The 22,508-nt window shown below is 46.5% G+C and carries 19 protein-coding genes and 1 pseudogene; 10 read left to right on the top strand and 10 right to left on the bottom strand.

Annotated elements, in window-relative coordinates:
- Positions 1 to 24 precede the first annotated feature (24 nt).
- Both AC5JR3_RS03940 and AC5JR3_RS03935 read right to left on the bottom strand, forming a co-directional pair.
- Positions 25 to 1,158 carry an RNA-guided endonuclease InsQ/TnpB family protein gene (locus AC5JR3_RS03940; RefSeq protein ID WP_495843242.1) on the bottom strand — a complete coding sequence of 378 codons (1,134 nt, stop codon included), beginning with the start codon at positions 1,156 to 1,158 and terminating at the stop codon, positions 25 to 27.
- 306 nt (positions 1,159 to 1,464) lie between these two features.
- On the bottom strand, positions 1,465 to 2,631 hold the full coding sequence (locus AC5JR3_RS03935) for a septal ring lytic transglycosylase RlpA family protein (protein WP_495843240.1): 1,167 nt from the start codon (positions 2,629 to 2,631) through the stop codon (positions 1,465 to 1,467).
- A 598-nt stretch (positions 2,632 to 3,229) separates the two neighbouring features.
- Between AC5JR3_RS03935 and AC5JR3_RS03930 the strand changes: the two genes are divergently transcribed.
- Both AC5JR3_RS03930 and AC5JR3_RS03925 read left to right on the top strand, forming a co-directional pair.
- A complete protein-coding gene (locus AC5JR3_RS03930) occupies positions 3,230 to 4,069 on the top strand; it encodes a M20/M25/M40 family metallo-hydrolase (protein ID WP_495843238.1) in 840 nt (279 codons plus the stop codon).
- 335 nt (positions 4,070 to 4,404) lie between these two features.
- Positions 4,405 to 5,175 carry a DUF8692 domain-containing protein gene (locus AC5JR3_RS03925; protein ID WP_495843236.1) on the top strand — a complete coding sequence of 257 codons (771 nt, stop codon included), beginning with the start codon at positions 4,405 to 4,407 and terminating at the stop codon, positions 5,173 to 5,175.
- Between the two features lie 61 nt (positions 5,176 to 5,236).
- Here AC5JR3_RS03925 and AC5JR3_RS03920 read toward each other — a convergent pair whose 3' ends face one another.
- The 3 genes from AC5JR3_RS03920 to AC5JR3_RS03910 form a co-directional block, all read right to left on the bottom strand.
- Entirely contained in the window at positions 5,237 to 6,700 is a 1,464-nt protein-coding gene (locus AC5JR3_RS03920; RefSeq protein WP_495843235.1) for an alpha-amylase, read from the bottom strand.
- A gap of 72 nt (positions 6,701 to 6,772) precedes the next feature.
- Positions 6,773 to 7,696: a ribonuclease D gene (locus AC5JR3_RS03915; protein WP_495843233.1), complete on the bottom strand. Its 924-nt coding sequence runs from the start codon at positions 7,694 to 7,696 to the stop codon at positions 6,773 to 6,775.
- A 32-nt stretch (positions 7,697 to 7,728) separates the two neighbouring features.
- The gene (locus AC5JR3_RS03910; protein ID WP_495843231.1) at positions 7,729 to 8,631 is read right to left on the bottom strand and encodes a bestrophin family protein; all 903 of its coding nucleotides are present in this window, start codon (positions 8,629 to 8,631) and stop codon (positions 7,729 to 7,731) included.
- A 183-nt stretch (positions 8,632 to 8,814) separates the two neighbouring features.
- On the opposite strand from AC5JR3_RS03910, the gene AC5JR3_RS03905 reads away from it, so the two are divergent.
- Positions 8,815 to 9,030, top strand: a complete 216-nt coding sequence (locus AC5JR3_RS03905; protein WP_495843229.1) for a hypervirulence associated TUDOR domain-containing protein — start codon at positions 8,815 to 8,817, stop codon at positions 9,028 to 9,030.
- Positions 9,031 to 9,128: 98 nt separating this feature from the next.
- On the opposite strand, the gene AC5JR3_RS03900 is transcribed toward AC5JR3_RS03905, so the two are convergent.
- The gene (locus tag AC5JR3_RS03900; protein ID WP_495843227.1) at positions 9,129 to 11,558 is read right to left on the bottom strand and encodes a putative PEP-binding protein; all 2,430 of its coding nucleotides are present in this window, start codon (positions 11,556 to 11,558) and stop codon (positions 9,129 to 9,131) included.
- Positions 11,559 to 11,694: 136 nt separating this feature from the next.
- Between AC5JR3_RS03900 and AC5JR3_RS03895 the strand changes: the two genes are divergently transcribed.
- Positions 11,695 to 12,375 (top strand): ComF family protein, encoded by a 681-nt coding sequence (locus tag AC5JR3_RS03895; RefSeq protein ID WP_495843226.1) that lies wholly within the window; start codon positions 11,695 to 11,697, stop codon positions 12,373 to 12,375.
- Between the two features lie 101 nt (positions 12,376 to 12,476).
- Here the strand turns inward: AC5JR3_RS03895 and AC5JR3_RS03890 are convergent, their stop codons facing one another.
- Positions 12,477 to 12,788, bottom strand: coding sequence for an ArsR/SmtB family transcription factor (locus AC5JR3_RS03890; protein ID WP_495843224.1), 312 nt, complete (start codon positions 12,786 to 12,788; stop codon positions 12,477 to 12,479).
- Between the two features lie 575 nt (positions 12,789 to 13,363).
- Here AC5JR3_RS03890 and AC5JR3_RS03885 point away from each other — a divergent pair.
- The 3 genes from AC5JR3_RS03885 to AC5JR3_RS03875 all read left to right on the top strand — a co-directional run bounded on the left by AC5JR3_RS03885 (position 13,364) and on the right by AC5JR3_RS03875 (position 17,035).
- A complete protein-coding gene (locus tag AC5JR3_RS03885; RefSeq protein WP_495843222.1) occupies positions 13,364 to 14,635 on the top strand; it encodes a sedoheptulose 7-phosphate cyclase in 1,272 nt (423 codons plus the stop codon).
- Complete coding sequence (locus AC5JR3_RS03880) at positions 14,628 to 15,470, top strand: O-methyltransferase (protein WP_495843221.1); 843 nt, start codon at positions 14,628 to 14,630, stop codon at positions 15,468 to 15,470. The genes AC5JR3_RS03885 and AC5JR3_RS03880 overlap by 8 nt, the downstream gene beginning before the upstream one ends.
- Positions 15,471 to 15,676: 206 nt before the next feature.
- The gene (locus AC5JR3_RS03875) at positions 15,677 to 17,035 is read left to right on the top strand and encodes an ATP-grasp domain-containing protein (protein ID WP_495843220.1); all 1,359 of its coding nucleotides are present in this window, start codon (positions 15,677 to 15,679) and stop codon (positions 17,033 to 17,035) included.
- A gap of 152 nt (positions 17,036 to 17,187) precedes the next feature.
- Here AC5JR3_RS03875 and AC5JR3_RS03870 read toward each other — a convergent pair.
- Together AC5JR3_RS03870 and AC5JR3_RS03865 are read right to left on the bottom strand one after the other, a co-directional pair.
- Positions 17,188 to 17,277 (bottom strand): annotated as a pseudogene (locus AC5JR3_RS03870) (transposase); the annotation flags it as partial.
- Between the two features lie 49 nt (positions 17,278 to 17,326).
- A complete protein-coding gene (locus AC5JR3_RS03865; protein WP_495843217.1) occupies positions 17,327 to 18,043 on the bottom strand; it encodes a Uma2 family endonuclease in 717 nt (238 codons plus the stop codon).
- A 554-nt stretch (positions 18,044 to 18,597) separates the two neighbouring features.
- Between AC5JR3_RS03865 and AC5JR3_RS03860 the strand changes: the two genes are divergently transcribed.
- The gene (locus AC5JR3_RS03860; protein ID WP_495843214.1) at positions 18,598 to 19,353 is read left to right on the top strand and encodes a DUF8692 domain-containing protein; all 756 of its coding nucleotides are present in this window, start codon (positions 18,598 to 18,600) and stop codon (positions 19,351 to 19,353) included.
- Between the two features lie 191 nt (positions 19,354 to 19,544).
- Here AC5JR3_RS03860 and AC5JR3_RS03855 read toward each other — a convergent pair whose 3' ends face one another.
- Positions 19,545 to 20,354 carry an MOSC domain-containing protein gene (locus AC5JR3_RS03855; protein ID WP_495843212.1) on the bottom strand — a complete coding sequence of 270 codons (810 nt, stop codon included), beginning with the start codon at positions 20,352 to 20,354 and terminating at the stop codon, positions 19,545 to 19,547.
- A gap of 246 nt (positions 20,355 to 20,600) precedes the next feature.
- On the opposite strand from AC5JR3_RS03855, the gene AC5JR3_RS03850 reads away from it, so the two are divergent.
- Both AC5JR3_RS03850 and obgE read left to right on the top strand, forming a co-directional pair.
- Complete coding sequence (locus AC5JR3_RS03850) at positions 20,601 to 21,299, top strand: Mo-dependent nitrogenase C-terminal domain-containing protein (protein ID WP_495843211.1); 699 nt, start codon at positions 20,601 to 20,603, stop codon at positions 21,297 to 21,299.
- Between the two features lie 113 nt (positions 21,300 to 21,412).
- Positions 21,413 to 22,444: a GTPase ObgE gene (obgE, locus tag AC5JR3_RS03845; protein ID WP_495843209.1), complete on the top strand. Its 1,032-nt coding sequence runs from the start codon at positions 21,413 to 21,415 to the stop codon at positions 22,442 to 22,444.
- Positions 22,445 to 22,508 lie beyond the last annotated feature (64 nt).

The following is a 22,508-nucleotide window of genomic DNA, read 5'->3' as shown; positions in this document are numbered from 1 at the left end:
CCCACGGATAGAAGCCGATGGGATTCAGGCATCAGACAGAGATTGCAGGTTATTGCACTGTCTGACATCTCCTACGCCTAGGGTTGAACTCCCAACCCTTTTGATATTAATGCTGGCATTTTCGTCACGGTCATTTACTGACTGGCAAGACGGACAACGCCAACGTCTAACTGATAAATCTAGAGAGTTTAGAACATGACCACAGCAAGAGCAAGTCTTAGTGGATGGATACCACGGGTCAATATAGATAACCTGCTTGCCTTTCTTTTTGGCTACCCACTCTAGAATTTCTAGGAATTCACCTAATGCTAAATCCCCAATCTTGCGTCCCCACAGCCGCTGCATCCCTTTGAGGTTTAGAGTCTCAAAGCACAACACATCAAACTTGCTAGTCAAGTCGTGTGCCAGCTTCCAGAACCAGTCACGTCTTCGGTTAGAGACAGCTTCATATTGACGGACTAAGCACTTTCTGGCTTGCTCTCGATTATTAGAACCCTTGAGCTTTTTTGAATGGTGTCTTGAAGCTTTACAAATGTTATTGAGTGCAGCTTTCAGGAATTGAGGCGATTCAATCTTGAATTCTTCAGAGCAGGTGAGAAATGTCTTGAGTCCGAAATCAAAACCCGCTATCTTACCCGTCGTGGTTTTGATTTGTGGCTCCAGAGTGCTGTCAATCACTGCGACCATAAACAACTCACCCAAGGGTGTGCGCTTGATAGTCAGTGTCTTGACCGTCCCTTCTATTTTCCTAGAGTTCCAGTATTGGTACACTCTGTTCCCTATCTTGATTCGGTTGCCGCCAAGGAATTTGTAGCCAGCTTGCTTTAGAGTGAATGACTTATACTTCTTGACCTTCTTAAATCCAGGTGGTCTGACTCCTTTCTTGTGATGTTTAAAGAACAGTTGGTAGGCTTTGTCAATCCGTTGGCAAATATCTTGAACAGCTTGAGAACCTACCAACTGCCAAAACGGGTTACGCTTCCGCAGCTTGGCAATATGTTTCTGAAGTTTGGCACAGTTCAAGTACTTTCCCCACATCCGGTAATACCGTTTGTGCAGGGCAATCGCATGGTTATAGATAACTCCAGAGGCATTGATTGACCGCTTGAGATACCGATTGCGCTTGTGCTGATACAGCTTGAACTTCAGAGTCTTCATGCTAGTATTCTAGTCTAAATGGATAGCCAACGGGTAGATATGAGCAAAGAAAGGTTAAGTTTGCGAATAACGGTTAGTAGGCTTCAAAAGCTTAGAAGAATAGCTGAGGCTAAGGAAAAGACGATGACTCAACTAATCGAAGATTGGATAGACACACTTGCAGAAAAAAACGACGGCGCTTAAAAGCGCTTGTCGCTACATCCCACCCTTTCCCATAGGTGGGCTTTGCTCTAAGTTCTGTAATACTGCCACGATTCGGCTGAGTGTGTCTCTGCAAAATCCTCACCCTAAGCCGTTTGTACTCGGCTACTGAAGCGTCAGTGGTTCCATAATCACGGCTTCTACTGGCACGACGCCTGAGTCTTCGCTGTTGATGCAACGTGCCGCTGCCCAGGATAAATCTAACTTCCTAGGAGGAATATAGGGCCCTCGGTCATTAATTCGCACAATTACCGTATCACCGTTTTCCTGGTTTGTCACCTTCAAATAAGTATTAAACGGTAAAGACGGATGAGCAGCGGTTAGCTCATTTTGGTCAAAGGTTTCACCCGTAGCAGTCAGGCGTCCGTGAAAATAGGGTCCATACCAAGAGGCGAGTCCTTCTAGGGTTTTTTGGCTTTCTACCAAACCGTGCATTTTCTGCTGGGCTTCAACCAGATTTAAAGGTGGTGCGCCAAACGCTACACGGAGATTGTTAATCCACTCAATGGCAATCACTTCCTGATTGCGCTGCAACGCTGTTGCTAAATCGTCACTAACGACAAATAACAGGCTGTCGCCCATCTTACCTGCTGGCATACTATCCACTAAGGTAGGTTTCAGTTTCGAGGCATTAAAACGGGGTTCAGCCAGCAGTGGGATTAATCGTTGTGCCAGTAAGTCGGCTTGAAACTTATCCGCAAACTGCGCGACTAAGTGCTTCCCCACCCAAACTTGAAACCACTCTCTATTTGCAGGCAATTCCGCTGTGGCAGCACGTCCCGTAAGCCGTTGCGAGTACCGCCAAAAACCCCGCTTCACGAGGCGTTTATTACTGTTTTGCGAGTTGTCCGCTTCAGAAGCATGGCTGCTGAGAACAACGACGGGTGCAGGTGTTGCCGGGATCGTCGGTTTGAGACGCTGACGCCAAGGCATTAAATTTTGGATAACCTGCAAAATGTGCTGGGAGAAACCCACTTGGGAGGTGCGCTTCAATCCGGCTTCTGACTCCATGGTTGAGGATGAGTCGCTAACGTTGGTGGCTGAGAACGGCGACTCTTCTAAGGCTCCAGCACGGCAAAAGTTATCTTCTGCTGTCTTTTGCCAAAAGGGAGAGCGCATATTGATGGCTGGCAACTGGGCTTGTTCGCCCTTGGCTTGCAAACTAGCATCAGTAGACAATTCTGAATGCCAGTTAGTGCGGCTAAACTGCTCTGAAAAAAATAGGGGAACGGGTTTTTCTAAAGGACTATTGGCAATAGAAAAAACTTTCATGGGAAGAATACTGGAAACGTAGTCTGGGACTTTTAATAAGCCCTGACTAGAGCTTATTAAATAGCTGATCCAGGAAGTTAATCCAATAACTTTGGATAATGACATGAGGGTTAAAATCTCCAGGCTTCGATGCACTCCGGACTGAGAATCATAAACAGTATTCCAGTATACAGAGCATGGGGATCAATAGATCTTCCCTGAGACTGATTGCTTCTGGGGAGCATAAAACCAGGCTGAAGTTTAGTAAAAAATCACGAATTAAATAAGAAGTTTAAGAACAGTTTAAAAGCTTTCTTCTGTTAGCGATAGCAATCCTGTTTGAGCTGCGAGAGTCTGCCGCCTGTGATCCCCGGCTTATCTAAGAAGTAGGGGATCTCGTCTTAATGAATTATTTAAGACTGCTATATTAGGGAAATTGCCACACTGGACAAGTTCTCTAGAAGCAACAAAACTTGCCATATTTTCCTAAAAAATGAATAGTATTAAAAATACTGATTCTAAAAAAACTGCGGAGTCACTTTTCCTGACTGGTGCAAGTTGCCCAACAAGCCGCTAGGATTGAAGCAATGGCATAGGTCTGCTCAGGAGCAAGAGCAAATTGGATTTAAAAGAGAGTCTGCGATCGCATCTTACCCAACTCGTGCGAGAACGCGATCCCTACCTGTCAACAGGCGGGCATTTCTTCGTGCAGCAATATATCCGTCAGCAGCTAGAACAATGGGGAACCGTAAAAAATCACGAGTTTCAAATTCGGGGTAACGCTCATCAAAACCTCGTCCTCAACCTACCCGCCGCTACAGACAACCACAAACCCCCCATCCTAATCGGCGCACATTACGACGCCGTACCCGGAACGCCAGGAGCCGATGACAACGCCACAGGCGTCGCCGTACTCTTGGAACTTGCCAAGGCTTTTGCTGCCGCACCTGCCAGACACCCAGTGCAATTAGTTGCCTTTGATATGGAAGAATACGGTATGCTCGGCAGTACCCAATACGCTGCCGACTTGCAGCAGCAACAGCAGCCGCTACGGTTGATGATTTCCTTAGAAATGTTAGGGTACTGCAACACCACCGCCAATTCTCAGCGTTATCCCGCCGGGTTGCAGTACTTTTACCCCAATCAAGGTAATTTCATCGCTTTAATTGGTAATTTACCAACTATTCCTGACTTAAGGCACCTCAGCCGCAACATCCGCAAAGTTGATGTCAATAGCGAGTGGTTGCTCGTTCCTAATCGTGGCGTTATCGTTCCCCAGACGCGACTGAGCGATCATTCGCCCTTTTGGGACAAGGGTTATCGAGCCATAATGGTGACGGATACCGCCTTTATGCGAAACCCCCATTACCACAAGCCAAGCGACACCATCGAAACCCTCGACCTCAATTTTATGGCTGGTGTCTGTCACGGCTTAGAAGTCGGCATTCGCCAGCTGTGAATGCCCCAATCAATTCTGTCACCAGCGGATAATCCCTCACCCTTTGACCCCGACGTAGCTAACTGCCTCATCTCTACATCTCTAGAGGCTTTTCACTACGTTAGATCTGGCTGGGTTTACACAATCTTCATATAACTAGAACCAAAATTAGTTTAACTTTAGGTTAATTTACTTTTAACTTGCGGTTAAGCAAATACTCGATTCTATTGCTACATATGGGCAAATACTTCCCAACCCACCCAGGCAATGCTTGAGAGGTAAGAGTGACTTCAATCTATAAATTCTTGCAGGTTCTTTGAGTCACCTGTTAGGCAACCGAATGAGGAGGAATTAAGGTGAAATTAAATATAAATCATTGGGCAACCAGGCTTCTTTATTTATTCTTGGCGGCAGATCTCATCTTTATTCTAGTTCATTTGATTTATCTATATACCCCGGTTAATTCAAATGATCTGTATTCAATTGAAAGAGACCGGGGCTATGCAGAAATATTTCAGTACTTAAAAGAATATTGGATTGTACTTTTGTTAGGCTTTGTTGCAGTGCGCCAGCGCTCTTTACTTAGTTTGGGCTGGTCTTTACTCTTCTTTTATCTATTGCTGGATGACTCGATTCAAATTCATGAGAGCTTAGGAGAAATTATCGCTAGAGAGCTAGGATTCTCAGCAGCATTAGGGTTGCGGGCGGTTGATTTTGGAGAAGTTATCGTTTCAGCTTCAGCTGGCGTGGTGTTTTTCCTATTCATTGCTATAGCCTATAAGTTTAGCGATCGCTTTTTTAGGAAAGTCAGCCAAGATCTGATTAAAATGCTGTTTATTCTCGCTGTGTTTGGGATTGTAGTAGACCTACTTCATGTAATAGTGGCTCAATTGCCCGCAATGGAATCTTTAGTGGGTCTTTTGGAAGACGGTGGTGAACATGTAGTGCTCAGTTTTATTGCTTGGTACACCTTCTTACTACCTGAACGATTACAGCTAGAAACCAATAATTCAACAGCTTTAGAAAGCACAATCAGACCGCAAGATTTGAGTGAAAATAATGGCGTTTCCGCTGGTTTTGCCTCGAGCCTAAATCGCAGCACCCAAACCTACCCTACAGATGATTGAGGGCGTTTCCTAATTGAAAGCCCGCACATAGACGGGCTTTGTACCATCGTCCAGTATCCGCTTATTCTTCAATCCAGACCGAAACTGAGCCACCTTTGCAGCGAAACTCGCCCCAACCATCAGCGTTCGTCTGCACAGGCTCGTGAATATGTTCCGTTAAGTCGTGGAACGTCGCGTTGCGCTTGCCGACTTCCATCCACTTACTACCCCCCGAACCATCACTCATCAACACCGCCATCGCCTTAGGATGCACCTCATTACCTAAGCGAGTCCAGCCAATAATATCCCAGTGGTCAAAGTAATCATATTGTTCGCCGTAGGCGTAGTGCTGCCGGGCATGTAAAAACTTATCGATTAGCCAGCGATGGGAATCCAGCCAGATTTCATACCCTTTGTCCGAGTAATGCGCGCCATAATAGTCGGCATAAAACACACAAGGGTAGCCTTCCCGCCGGAGCAAAATTAACGCATACGCCAACGGCTTGAACCAACTCTCAACCACATTTTCTAGGGACTGTAAGGGTTGAGTATCGTGGTTTTCTACAAACGTCACCGCCAAAGTCGGCTGCTGCTGCATCAGCGTACCATCCAAAATGCGCCGCATGTCATAATGCCCGCCACTGCGACTAGCTTGGTGGAAGTGGTTTTGTAGCGGCACATCCACCAGTGAAGTTTGTCCGCCTGTCGCGTCAATGTACCAGTGTAACGCCTCAAGATTCGTTGACCAGTACTCGCCCACACAAAATAAATCCCGTTTCGCATGGTGACGAACGTCCGCTAACCAATCCTTGTAAAACCAGGCGGGGATGTGCTTAACCGCATCAAGCCGAAAGCCATCTACTCCCGTAGTATCCAGGAACCACTCGCCCCAATACTTCAGCTCACAACGTACTTGCTCTTGTTCCATATCTAGGTCGCAAGCCATTAAAAAGGCATAATTGCCCTTCTCTAAATCAACGAATTCAGAGAAACTTTTGCCTTCTAAAAGGTAAACTATGCTGTTGTCGCCAGGTCTATCGGCTCGATGATTCACAGCGTCAAAGTGCCACCAGTGCCACTTCATGCTGGAGTATTTGTCGCCACGTCCGGGAAAGGTAAAGTTGGAGTAAATCTCGATTTGCTGCCAATCGCCAATAGGATGAGTGCGGTTATCCCTGTTGAAAGGTAAAGCCCATACTGTTTCTCGATTGTCGCCACCATCCTTGTGGTTCAAGACGACATCGGCATAAACCTGCATCCCTGCATTCTGCGCCGCCTTCACCGCACTGAGGAACTGCTCCCGCGTCCCGTACTTAGTCGGCTTAGAGCCATGCTGGTCAAATTCCCCCAAGTCGAACAAATCGTAAACCCCATAACCGACATTGTATTGACCGCCTATACCCTTGTAGGCGGGGGGAAGCCATAGCGCTGTAAAACCCGCCTGCTGCAACTCCTGGGCTTTGTCTTTCACTTCTTCCCACAAGCTACCGTCTGATGGCAGATACCAGTGAAAGTACTGCATCATTGTGCCGTTAACTTCTGACATATTGATTCCTTTGCCAAGTTACGTTGTGGGATGGTTACAAAAGGGAGGCAGATGATTCCGCAGATTTCTTGATTAAAAGGGTAATTCCTCTTCCTCGTCCTGTTCTTGAACTTGTAGCTGCAAAATAGTCTTTTTCTGCTCTTCTACTGGCAGTTTCTCAATGACATCTCCTAATTCTTCTTGCAGAGCTTTGGTGAGTGTCACCGATAAATCTAAGTCCTTACCCAAAGCCTGGGTTAGTTTTGCTAGCTGATTAAAATCTACTTTCTTCGTCGTGCGCTCTTGACTGCTTAACTTAAACCCTCTATTTTCAGAGAGATTTTGTGCTGGCATTGCGGCTTTGAGGCGTTCTTTGATGTGGTTAATTTCGGTATCTAACTGTTTCCACGGATGCTCAATTTGCCGATACCGCAGGGTGAGGGCTTCGATATCCTCCGTTTCGGGATTGGGTTCGATAAGCTGCGTCAGTTGCAAGAGACGATGATGGACGTGCGCCACATAAATAGGGTCCATCTTGGCATAGTGCAACTGCTTTTGAGTGAGGGGACGCTTCCCCCAATCTCCCCCTTGCTCGGTTTTATCGATAGTGGGAAAATAGCAGAGTTTTTCCGCTAAGGTTTTTAACTTCCAATTAGGCAATGGGACTAGGTAGTAAGGAATTTTTTTCACCATTTCTAAGGTGCAGGTGACATTTTTTGCCTTACGTTTACCTAGGAAAGTTAAGTCATATTTAGCATTATGGAATACTTTCTCAATCTCTGGATTGAGCATGATTTTTTCAATGAATTCATCTGTAATTTCTGGCTGGTCTAAGACATCTAAAATAGAAACGCGATCGCCTTTCATATCCGTCGAGTCATCTAGCACCTGAATTAAAGACAATCGAGGCTTACTCGTTTTGTAGTCAGCAACTTCTGTATCTACCCATAGAGTTTTTGCCTGAACATACTTTTCAATAAGGAATTGAATGTCTTTCGACTCAGTTAAATAGAGCATTTGTAAATTTATTAGTTATTTTCTCCAATTTTTTAAAGGCTCTCAATAATACTCTGACTAGGACGGAGGGTAATCAAATCTTCAATATTGCGCTCCATCGTGGCACACATGGCATCTAAGGGTAAATCGTTTGAGTCATACCCAAAAGGATTTTCAATTTCGACGCCAATTTCTTCAATACCAAATAAGGTGAAACTCACTAGTGCGACGATCGCTCCAGTCAACAAGCCTAAGGCTTCAACAACTTGAAACGGCAACAATAAACAATATAGTAATAATAACTGCTTAAGATGAATTGCATAAGCCAGCGGAATAGGAGTTTTTAAAATACGTTCGCACCCTCCTAAATTATCTACCATGCTATTGACCAATTGTTGAAGCGTCGTTAGCTGATAGCTACTGAGGCTTTGTCGTTGAGATTGCTGCTGAAGGTAATCTCCAATCCAGAAGGCAATCTCCAAAGGAGGATGATTCATTGTCTTAAGTTTTAGATATTGAGATGGAGACATCAATCTTTCTAACTCAGAATTTACTGGTTCCTCTCTCAGATGTAGCTTAGTTGCAACAGCAAAGGCAACTAATAAACGCAGACTAGAAAGTTTTAGCTCGCGATCTTCCGGGGCATTTTCTGCCACAGCTACCCAGATTTGCCGCGCCAAGTTACGACTATTGTTAATTAAACTTCCCCATAACTTGCGACCTTCCCAAAATCGTTCGTAAGCCGTGTTAGTTCTAAAAACTAGTAATAGACCTAAAACAATGCTAGGAACGATGGTGCCAAAAATGGGTTGAGATACAGGTAGATTTAATAAATAGAGGATAGAAATAAAAACACCGAAAGCGCCGCACAAAATTACCCGGTTAAGAATTGCAGGGATGACTGACCCTTTCAGGCGTAAAGCGGAGAGAAGCCAGCGTTGTCTTTTATTTTTCATCAATTTTTATCTTTGCCGCCTCAACTACAGCCGGAACGCTCAAATATATGATTTTCTCTCAAGATAGGCTGTTTGTAAAATTAACTTCAACCTAGCAATCTGCAATTAGACAGATGGCTGCTGTTTATTCAGTAAACATACTGTGACGGTAGTAGATGTCAAAAATATAACCGGAGTAAACCAGTGACTGAGCAGTTTAAGAAAGGCGATAAGGTTGAGTGGAACACATCACGAGGCAAAACTATTGGCGAAGTGGAAAAGAAGCTGACTTCACCCACAGATATTAAAGAACACCATGTCGCCGCCTCAAAAGAAAATCCTGAATACCTTGTAAAGAGCGATAAATCCGGTAAAGAGGCAGCTCACAAGCCTGAGTCTTTGGAGAAGGTTGAAGAGTAATGGTTTTAACTCAATCAGTGAATTGAAGGGAGGAAAGGGCGATCGCCTCCTTAACTCCTGAGCGATTAAAAAAGGCGTCGCGCAGCATCCCGTCATCTCTAGGAAGGAGGCTTCAACTGCTGCCGAGCGGCTTCTAGGAGTAAGCGTTTTTCCGCTTGGGCGATCGCCTGATAAGTCTGTTCAACCGCAGCCATATCCACAGAAATGGAAGTAATACCCCAACGTACGAGGGAGTCAATTATCTCAGGATAGCGACTGGGTGCTTGTCCGCAAATTGAACAGGGAATTCCGGCACTTCTTGCCATTTGAATCAGTTGTTGAACGGCTCGCATGACGGCGGGATGGCGTTCATCAAAAGAGGCGGCGAGTTGCTCCAGATCCCGGTCAATTGCCAGTAACAATTGGGTTAGATCGTTTGTGCCAATCGAAATTCCCTGGACACCTGCATCGACATAATCGGGGAGTAGAAATAGCACTGATGGTACTTCTGCCATAATCCAAAGTTGAAACCCAGAACATGCAGTTAGACCAACTTGAACAACGCGATCGCGACAGAAGGAAAATTCCTCAACAGTCCGCACAAAGGGTAGTGACAATTTAACGTTGGAGTAACCCAATCTCTGTACTTGTGCCAACGCTGCCAGCTCTAAATCAAATAAGCTGGGGTCAAGCTGATAGCGTAGCGTCCCCCGCAACCCCAACATGGGATTTTTTGAAGAATCGGGCAGGGAATCATCACCCAGTAGCCGTTGAAATTCAAAAGAGCGCCAATCCAGAGAGCGATAAAACACAGGGCGAGGTGCAAAAGCCGCTGCAAATTGACCGATAAGTTGAGCAAGGCGTTCCACTAACTCATCTTTGAGTCCCTGCTGTAACCACCAATTCGGTTGTCGCTGTTCTAGTGCATCTAATAACATCAATTCTGAACGCAACAACCCCACCCCCTCCACAGGTAAACCCGCCGCACGCTCAATTGAACTTTGCTGGCTGAGATTGACGAGTAGTTGGGTGGCGATTGGCGAAGTGGGATTGGCGAAGTGAGAGAGAGTCCTAAGTCCTGAACTTGTTGCTCCCCCGCTCCCCTGCTCCCCCGCTCCCCTGCTCCCCTGCTCCCCTGCTCCCCCGCTCCCCCGCTCCCCCGCTCCCCCGTCCATCCTCCCTACTCCTCCTTTTCCTAACTGATGGACTTCCCCTTCATCGCCATCGACTAGCAGGGAATCTCCCGTGTGAATGAGTTGGGTTGCTCCTTTGACACCGACGACAGCGGGAATACCGAGTTCTCTGGCAATAATTGCGGCATGGCTTGTCATTCCGCCTTGTTCAGCAACGACACCAGCCGATTGTCTGAGGAGGGGTAGCCAGTCAGGAGCGACGCTGTGAGTGACGAGAATTGTACCCGGTTCAATGGGAGTAGTGCGATCGCTAAAATTCACAAGTATCTGTGCTGATGCACTCGCTCGTCCCCCGGCGGCGGGTATTCCTTTGAGTAAGTAGGGCGTCGAGGAGATAGGATGAGTCACCGCCGACTGATAAAGATGTCTCAAGTCGCTAGTGTCTACCATCGAGCGCTGGGTAGTGAATTGAGTGAAATAGATCTGGGGCTGGGAGCTACCGGGGATCTCGCAGAGCGTCCACTCGCCAGCAAAGGTAGGATTAAATTCCGCTGTCAATTTCTGGGCGAGGATAATCAGTTGCTGGAGATACTCTTCATCCAGCGCATACTGCTGTTGTTGTTCTTCGGTGAGGACATAAGCCTGCACGCAACTAGGCTCCGATGTGACGCGATAGGCACGGGTTTTACTGCCCAGATACTGTGCTTGTACGCTACCTGTGTGAGGCTGTACCTGGTAGTAATCTGGCAGCACTTCCCCTTTAGTCAATGCCTGAATCAGTCCCCATGTCGCCTGAATTTGCCAACTCGTCCGATCGCATTGGATTGTACCAGAAGCGATCGCATCCCACATCGGCTGCACCAATACCGCCAGATGGATTTGACTCAGCTCAATCCCTGATCGCTGCCAATAAAACAAACTCCTCGCACCAAATAGCTCCCCCCAAAAGCGTTTTAACGCCGTGCTGAGTGACTCTGATTGTTTGAGGCAAAACTGAGACTCCAACAATCCTAATACTGCCTTTCCCTGCGTCGCCGTAGATTGAGGTGGTAACTGCAAAGAAGGACGCAAAATCAGGATGGGAGAAAGCAGACACTCCGCTGCTGATTCTAAGCTAGACATCCACGACTCATCCAGAGGGGTTGTGGCAATTCTCTGACGAAGCTGCTGCGCTACCTGCTGCAAGGCATGATGATTATCTACATCTATATGTAAGGAAGAATCAGGAAAGTCAAGGAGCAATGATTCCGAATCATTGAGGGTAGCTAAAAACTCTTGCAGCGCCGAGGCTGGGACAACAAAACTTGGCACAACCGGGTAATCACGCTGCCCTATTTTCGCCAAAAATAAGGCTTCATCCCCAACAAACGGCGCTGATACAGGTTGAATTTGGTTGAGCCAGTAAATGTTGTTCACTCAGTTACTCAGGTAGAGAAGCATTCTAGCGCTTTGGTGAATTGCACTTTATTAGAAACAAGTTAGCCAGCAACAGGTACGCAACTAGTATTAATTCATCTGTATATTGCTTCAAATGCGATGAGGCTCAAAAGCAGTGAAGCTCACAACCGGACTAATCTCTCTGTTTCTGAAGTCTAACTGTCCGCTGTGCGATCGCCCAACGGCAGAAGTCTTTTGTCAGTATTGCGACAATCAACTCAAACGCTGTCAATTGTCTAATCCCAGCCAATTTTGGCAAGGTGAACTGCCGCTATTTGTTTGGGGGAACTATGGGGGAGTTTTGAAACGCACCCTTGCCACACTTAAATACAACAACCAACCCCAACTTGCCCGCCCTCTGGGTTACTGGCTAGGGCAAGCGTGGCGACAATCTCCCGCTGCTCTAGCTACCAACAAACTCATCGTGATTCCCATCCCTCTCCACTCCACAAAACTGCAACAACGCGGCTACAACCAGGCAGAACGGCTTGCCGAAAGTTTTTGCCAAGTCACAGGCTATAAACAGTACCCTCAAGGTTTAGAACGATTGCGGGCAACCGAAGCCCAGTTTAACCTGACAGCTCAAGCGCGATCGCAAAACCTCACCGATGCCTTTGTCGTCAGCCAACGCTTATCCCAACGTCCCCCCACTTCCCCTGTGCTATTGCTAGATGACATCTACACCACAGGAGCCACCGTGTCCTCTGCCGCCCAAACTCTACGCAGACAAGGAATACAGGTATATGGAGTAGTAGCGATCGCCACCTCTAAAAAGTTGCTCACTTTAACCGAATAATGCAGAGATTTAATCGGGATAGTTCCTTGCCTTTATCTGCCATTGTTCAATCCATTCAGCACTATACAGTGGCAGCATATCGGCAATGCCTTCCAGCACCTTTAGCATAATATCGTCTGGGTTGCATTTTTCTCTTGCCAGAATTGCTCGTAATGGGTAATCCAATCGGACACTTCCTTGAGGGGTTCTGGGTTGAGTCGATAGAGGCGCTGTCGTCCCGCTTTTCGCTGCGTCACCAAGCCAGCTTCACAAAGAACTTGCAAGTGTTGGGAGATAGCTGGTAGCGAGATATTAAACGGTTCTGCTAGCTGCTTGACGGGTTGTTCGCCGTCGCGCAAGCGATCGAGGATGGCGCGTCGCGTCGGATCAGCGATCGCCTGAAATATATCTGTACTGGCACTAGGTCTACTCAATATTTAAGCGAATGCTTAACTAACAACAGGATAATTAAGTATTCCCTTAAATGTCAAGTCGGAATTGAAGATAAAAAATTGCGGTGCAGGAGTGCAGGACTGTCCGTGGTGTCAACTGAGGATGAAACCCAAGCGTGGCAACAAATCTCTTCTAGGAGTCATCCGACATAGCGGAGCAATGTCAGGCACTGCTTTAAGGCGAGTTTGATTAGAGAACTAGCGTTTTATGTAAAGAATAATTAAATCTTATTAATTAAGCTCTAATTCATCAATCTTTACATTAGTTCGGTTTTCTACTCCTTTTGATATAGTCCGAGTCATCAATGGTTAATTAATCTACGAATAGTTCGCTGCTGTTGTTTTAAATAGCTCAAACCAAAGGTATTTTCGGTCTGGCTTTCTTAGTTTCGTAAGAAGAGAAAAATCCAGTACCAGAAAATTTAAAGCCTTTATCCAATTCATAGTTTCAGGGCTAGGAACTGGCTCGCTGTTTTATTAAAAAAAACGCGGGTCAAATTCAGTGTTGCAGCAATTGTTAATAATTTTTCTAATTTTTGAATAAAGGCAAGCATAGAATGAGCAACGTCCAAGCAAAAGTAGAAGCAACCGAAAGGGCTTTCCATGTAGAAGGTTACGAAAAAATCGAGTTTAGTCTTGAATTCGTAAACGGTGCTTTTGATGTCAAAAACACAGAGATAGCTGAGAGCTACAAGAGTTTCGGGCGCTGCCTTGCTGTTGTCGATCGCAACGTAAATCGGCTTTACGGAACTCAAATTAAAGAGTATTTCAAGCACTACAACCTTGATCTGACCATCTTCCCAATTGCAATTAGCGAACCGACAAAGACGATAGAAACATTTGAGTCGATCATCGATGCGTTTGCAGATTTCGGTTTGGTTCGCAAAGAACCCGTTTTAATTGTGGGTGGTGGATTAGTTACAGATGTTACTGGCTTTGCTTGCGCTGCTTACCGTCGCAGCACAAACTATATCCGCGTTCCGACAACACTTATCGGTTTGATCGATGCTGGCGTGGCAATTAAGGTTGCAGTGAATCACGGTAAACTCAAAAACCGTCTGGGTGCCTACCACGCGCCAAAGAAAGTAATTCTAGACTTTTCCTTCTTGCAGACACTCCCCACAGATCAAGTTCGCAACGGCATGGCTGAACTTGTAAAAATCGCCGTTGTCTCAAATGCTGAAGTATTTGAGCTATTGGATAAATATGGGGAAGAGTTACTCAACACCCACTTTGGCTATGTTGATGGTTCTGCCGAACTGAAGACATCTGCTCATCGCGTGAATTACGAGTCGATCAAAACGATGCTGGATTTGGAGACTCCTAACCTGCGCGAGTTGATGCTGGATCGGGTAATTGCCTACGGTCACACCTGGAGTCCGACGCTGGAACTGGCTCCCAGCATACCGTTATTGCACGGTCATGCCGTAAATATTGATATGGCATTTTCGGCTACCATTGCAGAAAGACGCGGCTATATTACATCTCAAGAGCGCGATCGCATTTTGGGACTAATGAGCAGAATCGGACTCGCTCTCGACCACCCCCTCCTAAATGGCGATCTGTTGTGGTATGCTACCCAGTCAATCGTTCAGACACGGGACGGTTTGCAACGTGCTGCTATGCCTCGTCCCATCGGCGAATGCTTCTTTGTCAACGACTTAACCCGTGAAGAACTAGACGCCGCTTTAGCTGACCACAAGCGCATCTGCGCCACCTATCCCCGTGGTGGTGCTGGCATCGATGCCTACGTGGGAGGTAAGGAGCCAGAAATGGACGGTTATCCAAGCAGCACCGAGCAAAAGCTAAGGAGTGCTGCCAATGTCTAGTGGGGTGAATATGGCAACCGCTCGTCCCGTCACGCCACTAGGGATTTTAACCGAACAACTCGAAACAGTCGTCCGGATGGTGGAACGAGAACCAAACGTACCTGCTGAGGTAAAAGCACACTTGCAAAAAGCATTGCGTTTGGCGGCAGGTTTAGATCCTTACCTGGACGAATGCACCACCGCCGAGTCTCCTGCTTTAGCTGCACTGGCAAAAAAGACGAGCGAAGAAGCGTGGAATAAGCTATTTTCTGACGGTGCGACAGTGCGTCACCTGGAACAAGAGATGCTATCCGGGCACTTGGAAGGGCAAATGCTGAAGATGTTTGTCCATATGATGAAAGCCAAAAGCATCTTAGAAATTGGGATGTTTACGGGTTATTCGGCGTTGGCAATGGCAGAAGCTTTGCCGGAAGACGGACATTTAGTAGCTTGTGAAGTCGATCCCTATACGGCGGAATTTGCCCAAGCGGCGTTTGAAAATTCCCCGCACGGGTCAAAAATTCGAGTGAAACTCGGTGCAGCCTTGGAAACCCTGGACAAGCTAGCCGCTAAGGGTGAGTCTTTCGACTTGGTGTTTATTGATGCCGATAAAACCGAGTACGTGCAGTATTTCCATAAACTGCTGGACTCCAACTTACTCTCCCCCAACGGCATCATCTGCGTGGATAATACCTTGCTGCAAGGACAAGTTTACCTGCCTGCGGAAGAACGATCTAAAAATGGGGAAGCGATCGCGACCTTCAACCGTATTGTTGCTGAAGATTTCCGCGTTGAACAGGTTTTGCTGCCTTTGCGAGATGGTTTAACTATCATCCGGAAATTAGCTACCCAGTAAAAGAACTGTCTGGGGTTTAAAAGATACTGTTGGCGAGTTCGGTTTTCCCGAACCCCCAGCAGAGTTCCCTTCCCTTCCTCCCCTACAAGGGTAGGGAAGTAAAATAAATGTTTTTTTAGGGGAAGTGAGGTTAGATCCTTTTCCTCTTAAGGGGTCTAACCTCCCAGTCACAACAAGCTTATTTATAACAACCCAAAATAAAGCTTATGGCGCAACAACAATCTATACAAGCGCGTATTTTCGCCGCGTTTCAAAATTTGGGGACGCTGGCATTATTAGCGATCGCCTTTCCCTTTAACCTGACTGTTGTCTTAGCCGCGCTGCTGTGGAATTTTGTCCGCCGACCGTTCAGCAAGCCAGTCGTTTTAAACGAGAATCCCAAAAACATCTTGATCGTTGGCGCTAGGATGACTAAAACTCTTCAGCTAGCGCGATCGTTTCATGCGGCTGGGCATCGGGCAATCATAGTTGATACCAACAAATACTGGTTAAGCGGTAATCGATTTTCCAACACTGTCGCTGGTTTTTACACCGTCCCCGATCCGCAGAAAGACCGAGAAGGCTACATTGAAGCCATGCGTGCGATCGCCAAACAAGAAAACATCGACCTTTTTATCCCGGTAGCCATTTTCTCCGTCATCTACTTTGACTCCAACGACAAACCCGTATTATCTGGCTGTTGCGACATTTTCCACTTCGATGCTGATATAACGAGGATGCTGGATGACAAGTTTGCCTTGGCAGAATTTGCGCGATCGCTCGGTTTATCAGTCCCCAAATCCTTCAAAATTACCGACCCCGAACAAGTCCTCAACTTCGACTTTTCCCACGAACAGAATAAGTACATCCTCAAAAGCATCCCCTACGACCAAGTGCGTCGCTTGAATCTCACCAAGCTCCCTTGCGATACACCATCACAAACAGAAGCATTTGTCAAGAGTCTGCCCATCAGCGAGGAGAAGCCGTGGATTATGCAGGAATTCATCCCCGGCAAGGAATATTGCACTCACAGTACCGTGCGAGATGGAGAGACAAGAATGTACTGCTGCTGTGAGTCATCCGCCTTTCAAGTCAACTACGAAAATGTTGACAAGCCTGAAATTATGCAATGGGTGACTCATTTTGCCAAAGAACTGGGACGTACCGGGCAGCTTTCCTTTGACTTTATTCAGGCGGATGACGGAACTGTTCACGCCATCGAGTGCAACCCCCGCACCCACTCCGCCATTACTATGTTTTACAACCATCCAGGGGTAGCAGATGCCTATCTTGGTGTAGGGACGCCAAATTTCCCATCGGAAGCTTGGCAACCACTTCCTGATAGTAAGCCCACCTATTGGCTATATCACGAACTCTGGAGGCTTAATGAAATTAGATCGTTAAAGCAACTGCAAACGTGGGTCAAAAATATTTGGCGAGGGAAAGATGCAATTTTTGAGATTAATGACCCACTGCCGTTTTTGATGGTACACCACTGGCAAATTCCCATACTACTCCTCGACAATCTACGCAGACTCAAAGGTTGGATAAGAATAGACTTTAACATCGGCGAGCTTATAGAGTAGGTTCGACCCTATTACAGATTCAGTGACGCTACCTGAACCTGATCGCCCGTTACGATCACCCCGAAGCCCCAGCCCTACCCCGCCTCCTGGCTCAAGAAGGTTTAGACTATGACTGACTGGAAACAGCCGACTCCTAAACCAGATGCCCGACTCCCATGAGTGGCTTTGTAAAAACAATAGCCTTTTGACTCGACACTAGCATTGCAAGTATTTTTCACAACTTGGGAGTTAATGATAATCAAGGATTAAGGATAGAGTTATTTGGGGAAAGAAAAGAAACGAGCGATCGCGCTACACCTGCTCTGGGTCAATCCCCATTGCTCGCAACCGTTCGGCTAGCCGCTCTGCACGTTGCTGTTCTTGCTCTGCACGTTGCCGTTCTTGCTGAGTCACCTCATCGGGTGTGGGAAATCTCATCCCTTCTCGGTCATACCAGTACAGCCACTCTCGCTGCCAGCTTTCAAAGGTTCCAATTTCACGCCCAATCCCCAAACCAATCTCAGGCATCCAAACAGGTTCCCCAGGTTGTCGCACGTATTCCCCATCTACCAAGCGATAAACTTCCAAGGGGTCATGCTGGTCGCGTTTGCTGAACTGGGGATTGTAGATGGCGTAGTACAACACCCCTAAGCGAGCATAAATAGCAATTTTCTCCTCGTATTCTCCCCCGTAGGTGTGGGAGACACACTCCAACACAAAAATTGGGACAACCCCATTTTCTTCCCAGACAACATAACTCTTGCGTCCGTAGGTTCCTTTTCGTCGCTCTACTCCCAAGCTGAGGAAACCATCAGGAATAATCGGGATTCGAGGATTGTTTCCCGTTGCATGGTAAACACCCATATTGAAGCCGAAAAACCAGTCATTGCGCTCTCGCCAGAGCAAACTTAAAAGCGCCCTCAACAAGGCAGGGACTAAAATTTGCAGCTCATTATCCACAGGGGTGTCGTCACAATCCGGTAATTCGTCACTTGATGGCAAATTTTGCAACGGGTTGTAGTTTACCATGACACCTCTCCTGCGGCTTCCTGTCTGGATTTTAGCTCGATTGGGCTTTCTGAGGATTGGGAGGCATAGCGAAAAGCCGCTTTCCCGCTTCTTAGTTTTGTTAGTCAACCAGGTCGGTGAAGCTAAGTTATGTAAGCGATCGCCTCCTTCAACTCCAGCACAGCGATCAGTGCTACACCCTTTGGTAAAGGAAAGGTAAAGATTTGGTAAAAATACAACAATTGAGAATAAAATCCAGTGTTTATAGGGCACACTTTGTCTTATGTACTGATGTGCTTTATACAAGTCTGCACGTAACAATTCTTTCTTGATTCCTTCTAAGTAAGGTATCAAGAGAAAATTTGCTGGTATAAAAGCGAACCCATCTTAGCCTACCGATTTTAAGGGGTTAGGGAGGATAACTTTGTATTGCCTTTTTTTGGGATTCATGCATCTCCATTGAATTTCGAGAGATTAGTTAACTGTCAATGAACCAGTTTTAAGTTGCAAGACAGTCTTTCCCGACGCTGTAAATAAATTAACTGGCTTCCTAATATCATTCCTGCATTGATTTAATGAAAATTACGCTTTGTCTAAAACCGTGGCAGTTTACTAAATTCTTGGCTGTTGTAGCACCTTGCCTGGTTATTGCCTCGATCGTCGGGCAAATTGCCGTGTACTTACTACCTGATTTCCCTGGAAGGGATTCATTTGCAACGGAATTTAACCTTAATGAGGAGGGAAACTTTCCCTCCTTGTATTCAGTACTAACACTACTCTTTTGCTCGGTTCTGCTGGGAACAATTGCCCATATTAAAAAACTTGATAATGCTCGTTTCGTCCGGCATTGGAGAGCTTTAGCTTTCATTTTTTTATATCTTGCGGTAGACGAGGGACTCGGTCTTCACGAACACTTAACAGAACCGTTGCAAAACTTAGGGTTCAAAGGACTTCTCTACTATGCATGGATTGTCCCCGCAGCTATTCTCTTGTTCGTTTTCGGGCTGACGTTTTTAAAATTTCTCTTTCATCTTCCTGCAAGGACACAGCATTTATTTATCACTGCTGGGATGATATTTGTTGGAGGTGGTTTGGGCATGGAACTCATTGGTGGAAACTATGATGAGTTATACGGTCAAGCGAATCTTACGTACCAGTTCCTCACCGCTATCGAGGAATCCCTAGAGATGCTAGGCATCATTATCTTTATTCATGCCCTAGTTTCCTATGCGAACCGACTTGGTTTAAAAGAGGTAGTGGTGCAAGTTCCCATTGAGAAATATGAGACAGCTCCTCACTTAGAAAATAAGAAGCAGTCACTAAAAGCTTAGGTCTGCTAGCCTCTTTTGTAACTTTAGGAAAATTTGACTAATTTATAGCGATCGCCATATAGGTGTAGGACAGTCCTGATTCCTGAACCGCAAGTGCTGAGTTTAAGATTTAACCAGCACCTCATTACTTCGCTACACATCATTTCAGCCAACAAAAGCTCGCGGTTTTACCCCAGTTTATTTGGAGAGGGTTATTCAGACACCAGACTTTCAACCTGTACCGCATCTCCAAGTTGAAGTGTGCCCAACTCTCCTGCAATCAAATTCTGCCCAAAGAAGATTTCCCTATCCCGTCGGCGATACTGAGCGAGTGTTTGTAACGGTTCCTTACCGCGAATTCCTCGCGATTGATCTACTGTCGTTACCACACAGCGACTGCAAGGTGCAGCGACCTGAAATCGCACAGAACCAATGCGTATAGTGCGCCAGCTATCTTCCGCAAATGCCTCACAGCCTGACACAACGAGATTTGGTCGGAACCGATTCATCGGTACTGGCTCCTCTAGCCGTTGATTTAAGTCCTCCAGGGATGCCTCAGAAATCAGTAAAAAAGGGAAACTATCAGCAAAACTTACTGATTCATTGTGGTGAGCGTAGTGAGTATCTACAGGTCGCTTGGTACTGTCAGGCATATACACTAACTGACAAGGCAATTCTAAAAAGTCGCTAAACCACTGGCTAACCGTTTCTGGAGCCGGAATCGCCTCACAAACATCCTTCCAAATGTTTACAGCAACCCGTTCGGCGTCCAGACATAAAGGAATAGAAAGCTGATCCCGATTGGGCGTTTGCACTACCAACTGAGAACCCTCTATCTGCACGCGAATTAACGCCAAGCGGGGGAATCGCCGTTGAGAGATGAACTTTCCCCTTTGGTCTACCAACATCCAGCGTCGGTCGTATTGCAATCCCCGGTTTTCAACTGAGGCGGTTTTCAAGGCAATTCCCGCCGCCGACTTAATCGGGTAAATATTAATCTCACTTAACTTGATGTCAGTCATTGCTCGATGAACTAATTTCTTCCCAATTACTTAGAAGAATCCCCCATTCTGGTTAAAAACTGTTGATTAAGTTTTGTTACAATCGAGATGTACAACAGTTCCCTAATTTAGAACAACAACAAAAATCCCAGTACAGCAAGGCTTTTGGTCTCTTAGATTACGGTAAGTCTAATCAAGCTAAGGCTAGGATTTGAGCGGATAATCTCATCCGGTGTAATTGATTGGTTCAATTTGATTTGAGTAGTTATGACAAGTTTAATGCAATCTTTTTATACAGAAGAGCAAGTTGCCGCTTGGCTACGTGGCTTATTAACGATCGCTTGGGCAGACGGTGACTTTGACCAGCAAGAGCAGGACTTCATTGCCCAGCTCACTCAAGAAGAACTAGGGCAAAATACAGACTTGAATCCTCTGCAAACAATTGCTCCTGAGGAACTCGCCGACTTGTTGGGCAATGATTCATCTACAGGCGAGAATTTTTTAAGAACTGCTGTGATGGTGGCACTGGCTGACGGCGTTTACTCAGCCCTGGAAGCGGAAGTACTACACCAGTTTAGTGAAGCGCTGGGGCAGAAAATCGAGTCACTGGAGTCTTTGAAAATCACCCTTTACGATGGTGATAGCCAGTCGTTAGTTGCTCCTGACGATGAATCAGCGACGGAACCGGGACAATCTTCGCACCCCCATTCTGATGTCCTGCAACCTGTACGAGAGTGGCTGGACGAGATGGAGATCAACGACCCCAGAGTCGCGAAGTTCCTGGGCAAGCTGATCCCCGCTCAATGTCCATTTGAGCGCGACGTCAAACTATTTGGTCGTAAAATCGTCCACATTCCCCCACTGTGCAAAATCAATCCGCTTTACGAACAGTTGGTCGGTTTGCGATTCCGGGCGTTATGCTATTTAGCTGACGACTGTGGCGAAGACATATCATCCTATTCTTAGTTATTAGTCATCGGTCATTAGTCAGAGTTGAGTAGTGGGTGAGAGTCCCGCACCCAAAATTACCGACTCATGACTTAAGTTCAAGATGGATGATGAAAAACTAAGGACTAACAATGCAATTTATCGACCAAGCAGAAATTGAAGTAGAAGCCGGAAAGGGCGGTGATGGCATCGTCGCTTTTCGGCGCGAGAAGTACGTTCCTGCTGGGGGGCCAGCGGGTGGCAATGGCGGGCGCGGCGGTGATGTAATCTTAGAGGCAGCGGCAAATCTGCAAACGTTGCTGGACTTTAGGTATGGTCACCGATTCCAAGCAGATAATGGAGGACGTGGAGGGCCAAGTAACCGCACTGGGGCAAATGGTAGCGATCGCGTCATTCCAGTTCCTTGTGGTACCGTCGTCTATGACGCCACTACCAAAGAAATCCTGGGAGATTTAGTAGAACCCGGACAAACCCTCCTCGTGGCAAAAGGCGGGAAGGGGGGCTTGGGAAATAAGTACTTTCTGAGTAACCGTAACCGTGCTCCTGAATACGCCTTACCAGGGCTAGAGGGCGAAGTACGCCAGTTGCGCCTAGAGTTGAAGCTGTTGGCGGAAGTAGGAATTATTGGCTTACCGAACGCCGGAAAGTCTACTCTCATTTCTGCCGTCTCCTCTGCCCGTCCGAAAGTGGCAGATTACCCCTTTACAACGCTGATCCCAAATTTAGGGGTTGTACGTAAACCCTCCGGGGATGGCACGGTGTTTGCAGATATTCCAGGGCTAATTGAGGGTGCCCATATGGGTACAGGATTGGGGCATGACTTTTTGCGCCATATCGAGCGCACACGTCTGCTGTTACATCTAATTGATGCGACAGCGGAAGATGCGATCGCCAACTATCACATCATCCAGCAGGAGCTACAATCCTACGGACGAGGTTTAGCAGAGCGTCCCCAAATTCTAGCCCTCAACAAGATCGATGCGATTCCTCCTGAAACCAAAGACGAGCTAGTCAGTCAGTTCTCTGCTCTGACACAAGTCCCCGTCTTTGCCATTTCTGCGGTTACAGGAGCGGATCTCGACGCCTTACTCCAAAAAATCTGGCAATCCCTTGACCAGTTATCGTCTATCGAAGATGCACGCTCCCCATTGTTTAGAAATTAGTATTAGTTATTTCTTTCTTCGGAATGATTAAAAACTAGTATCAACTAATTCTTTCTCCAGACTG

The sequence above is a fragment of the Kastovskya adunca genome (genome assembly GCF_059505785.1).
This window is presented reverse-complemented; position numbering and strand designations above follow the sequence as displayed.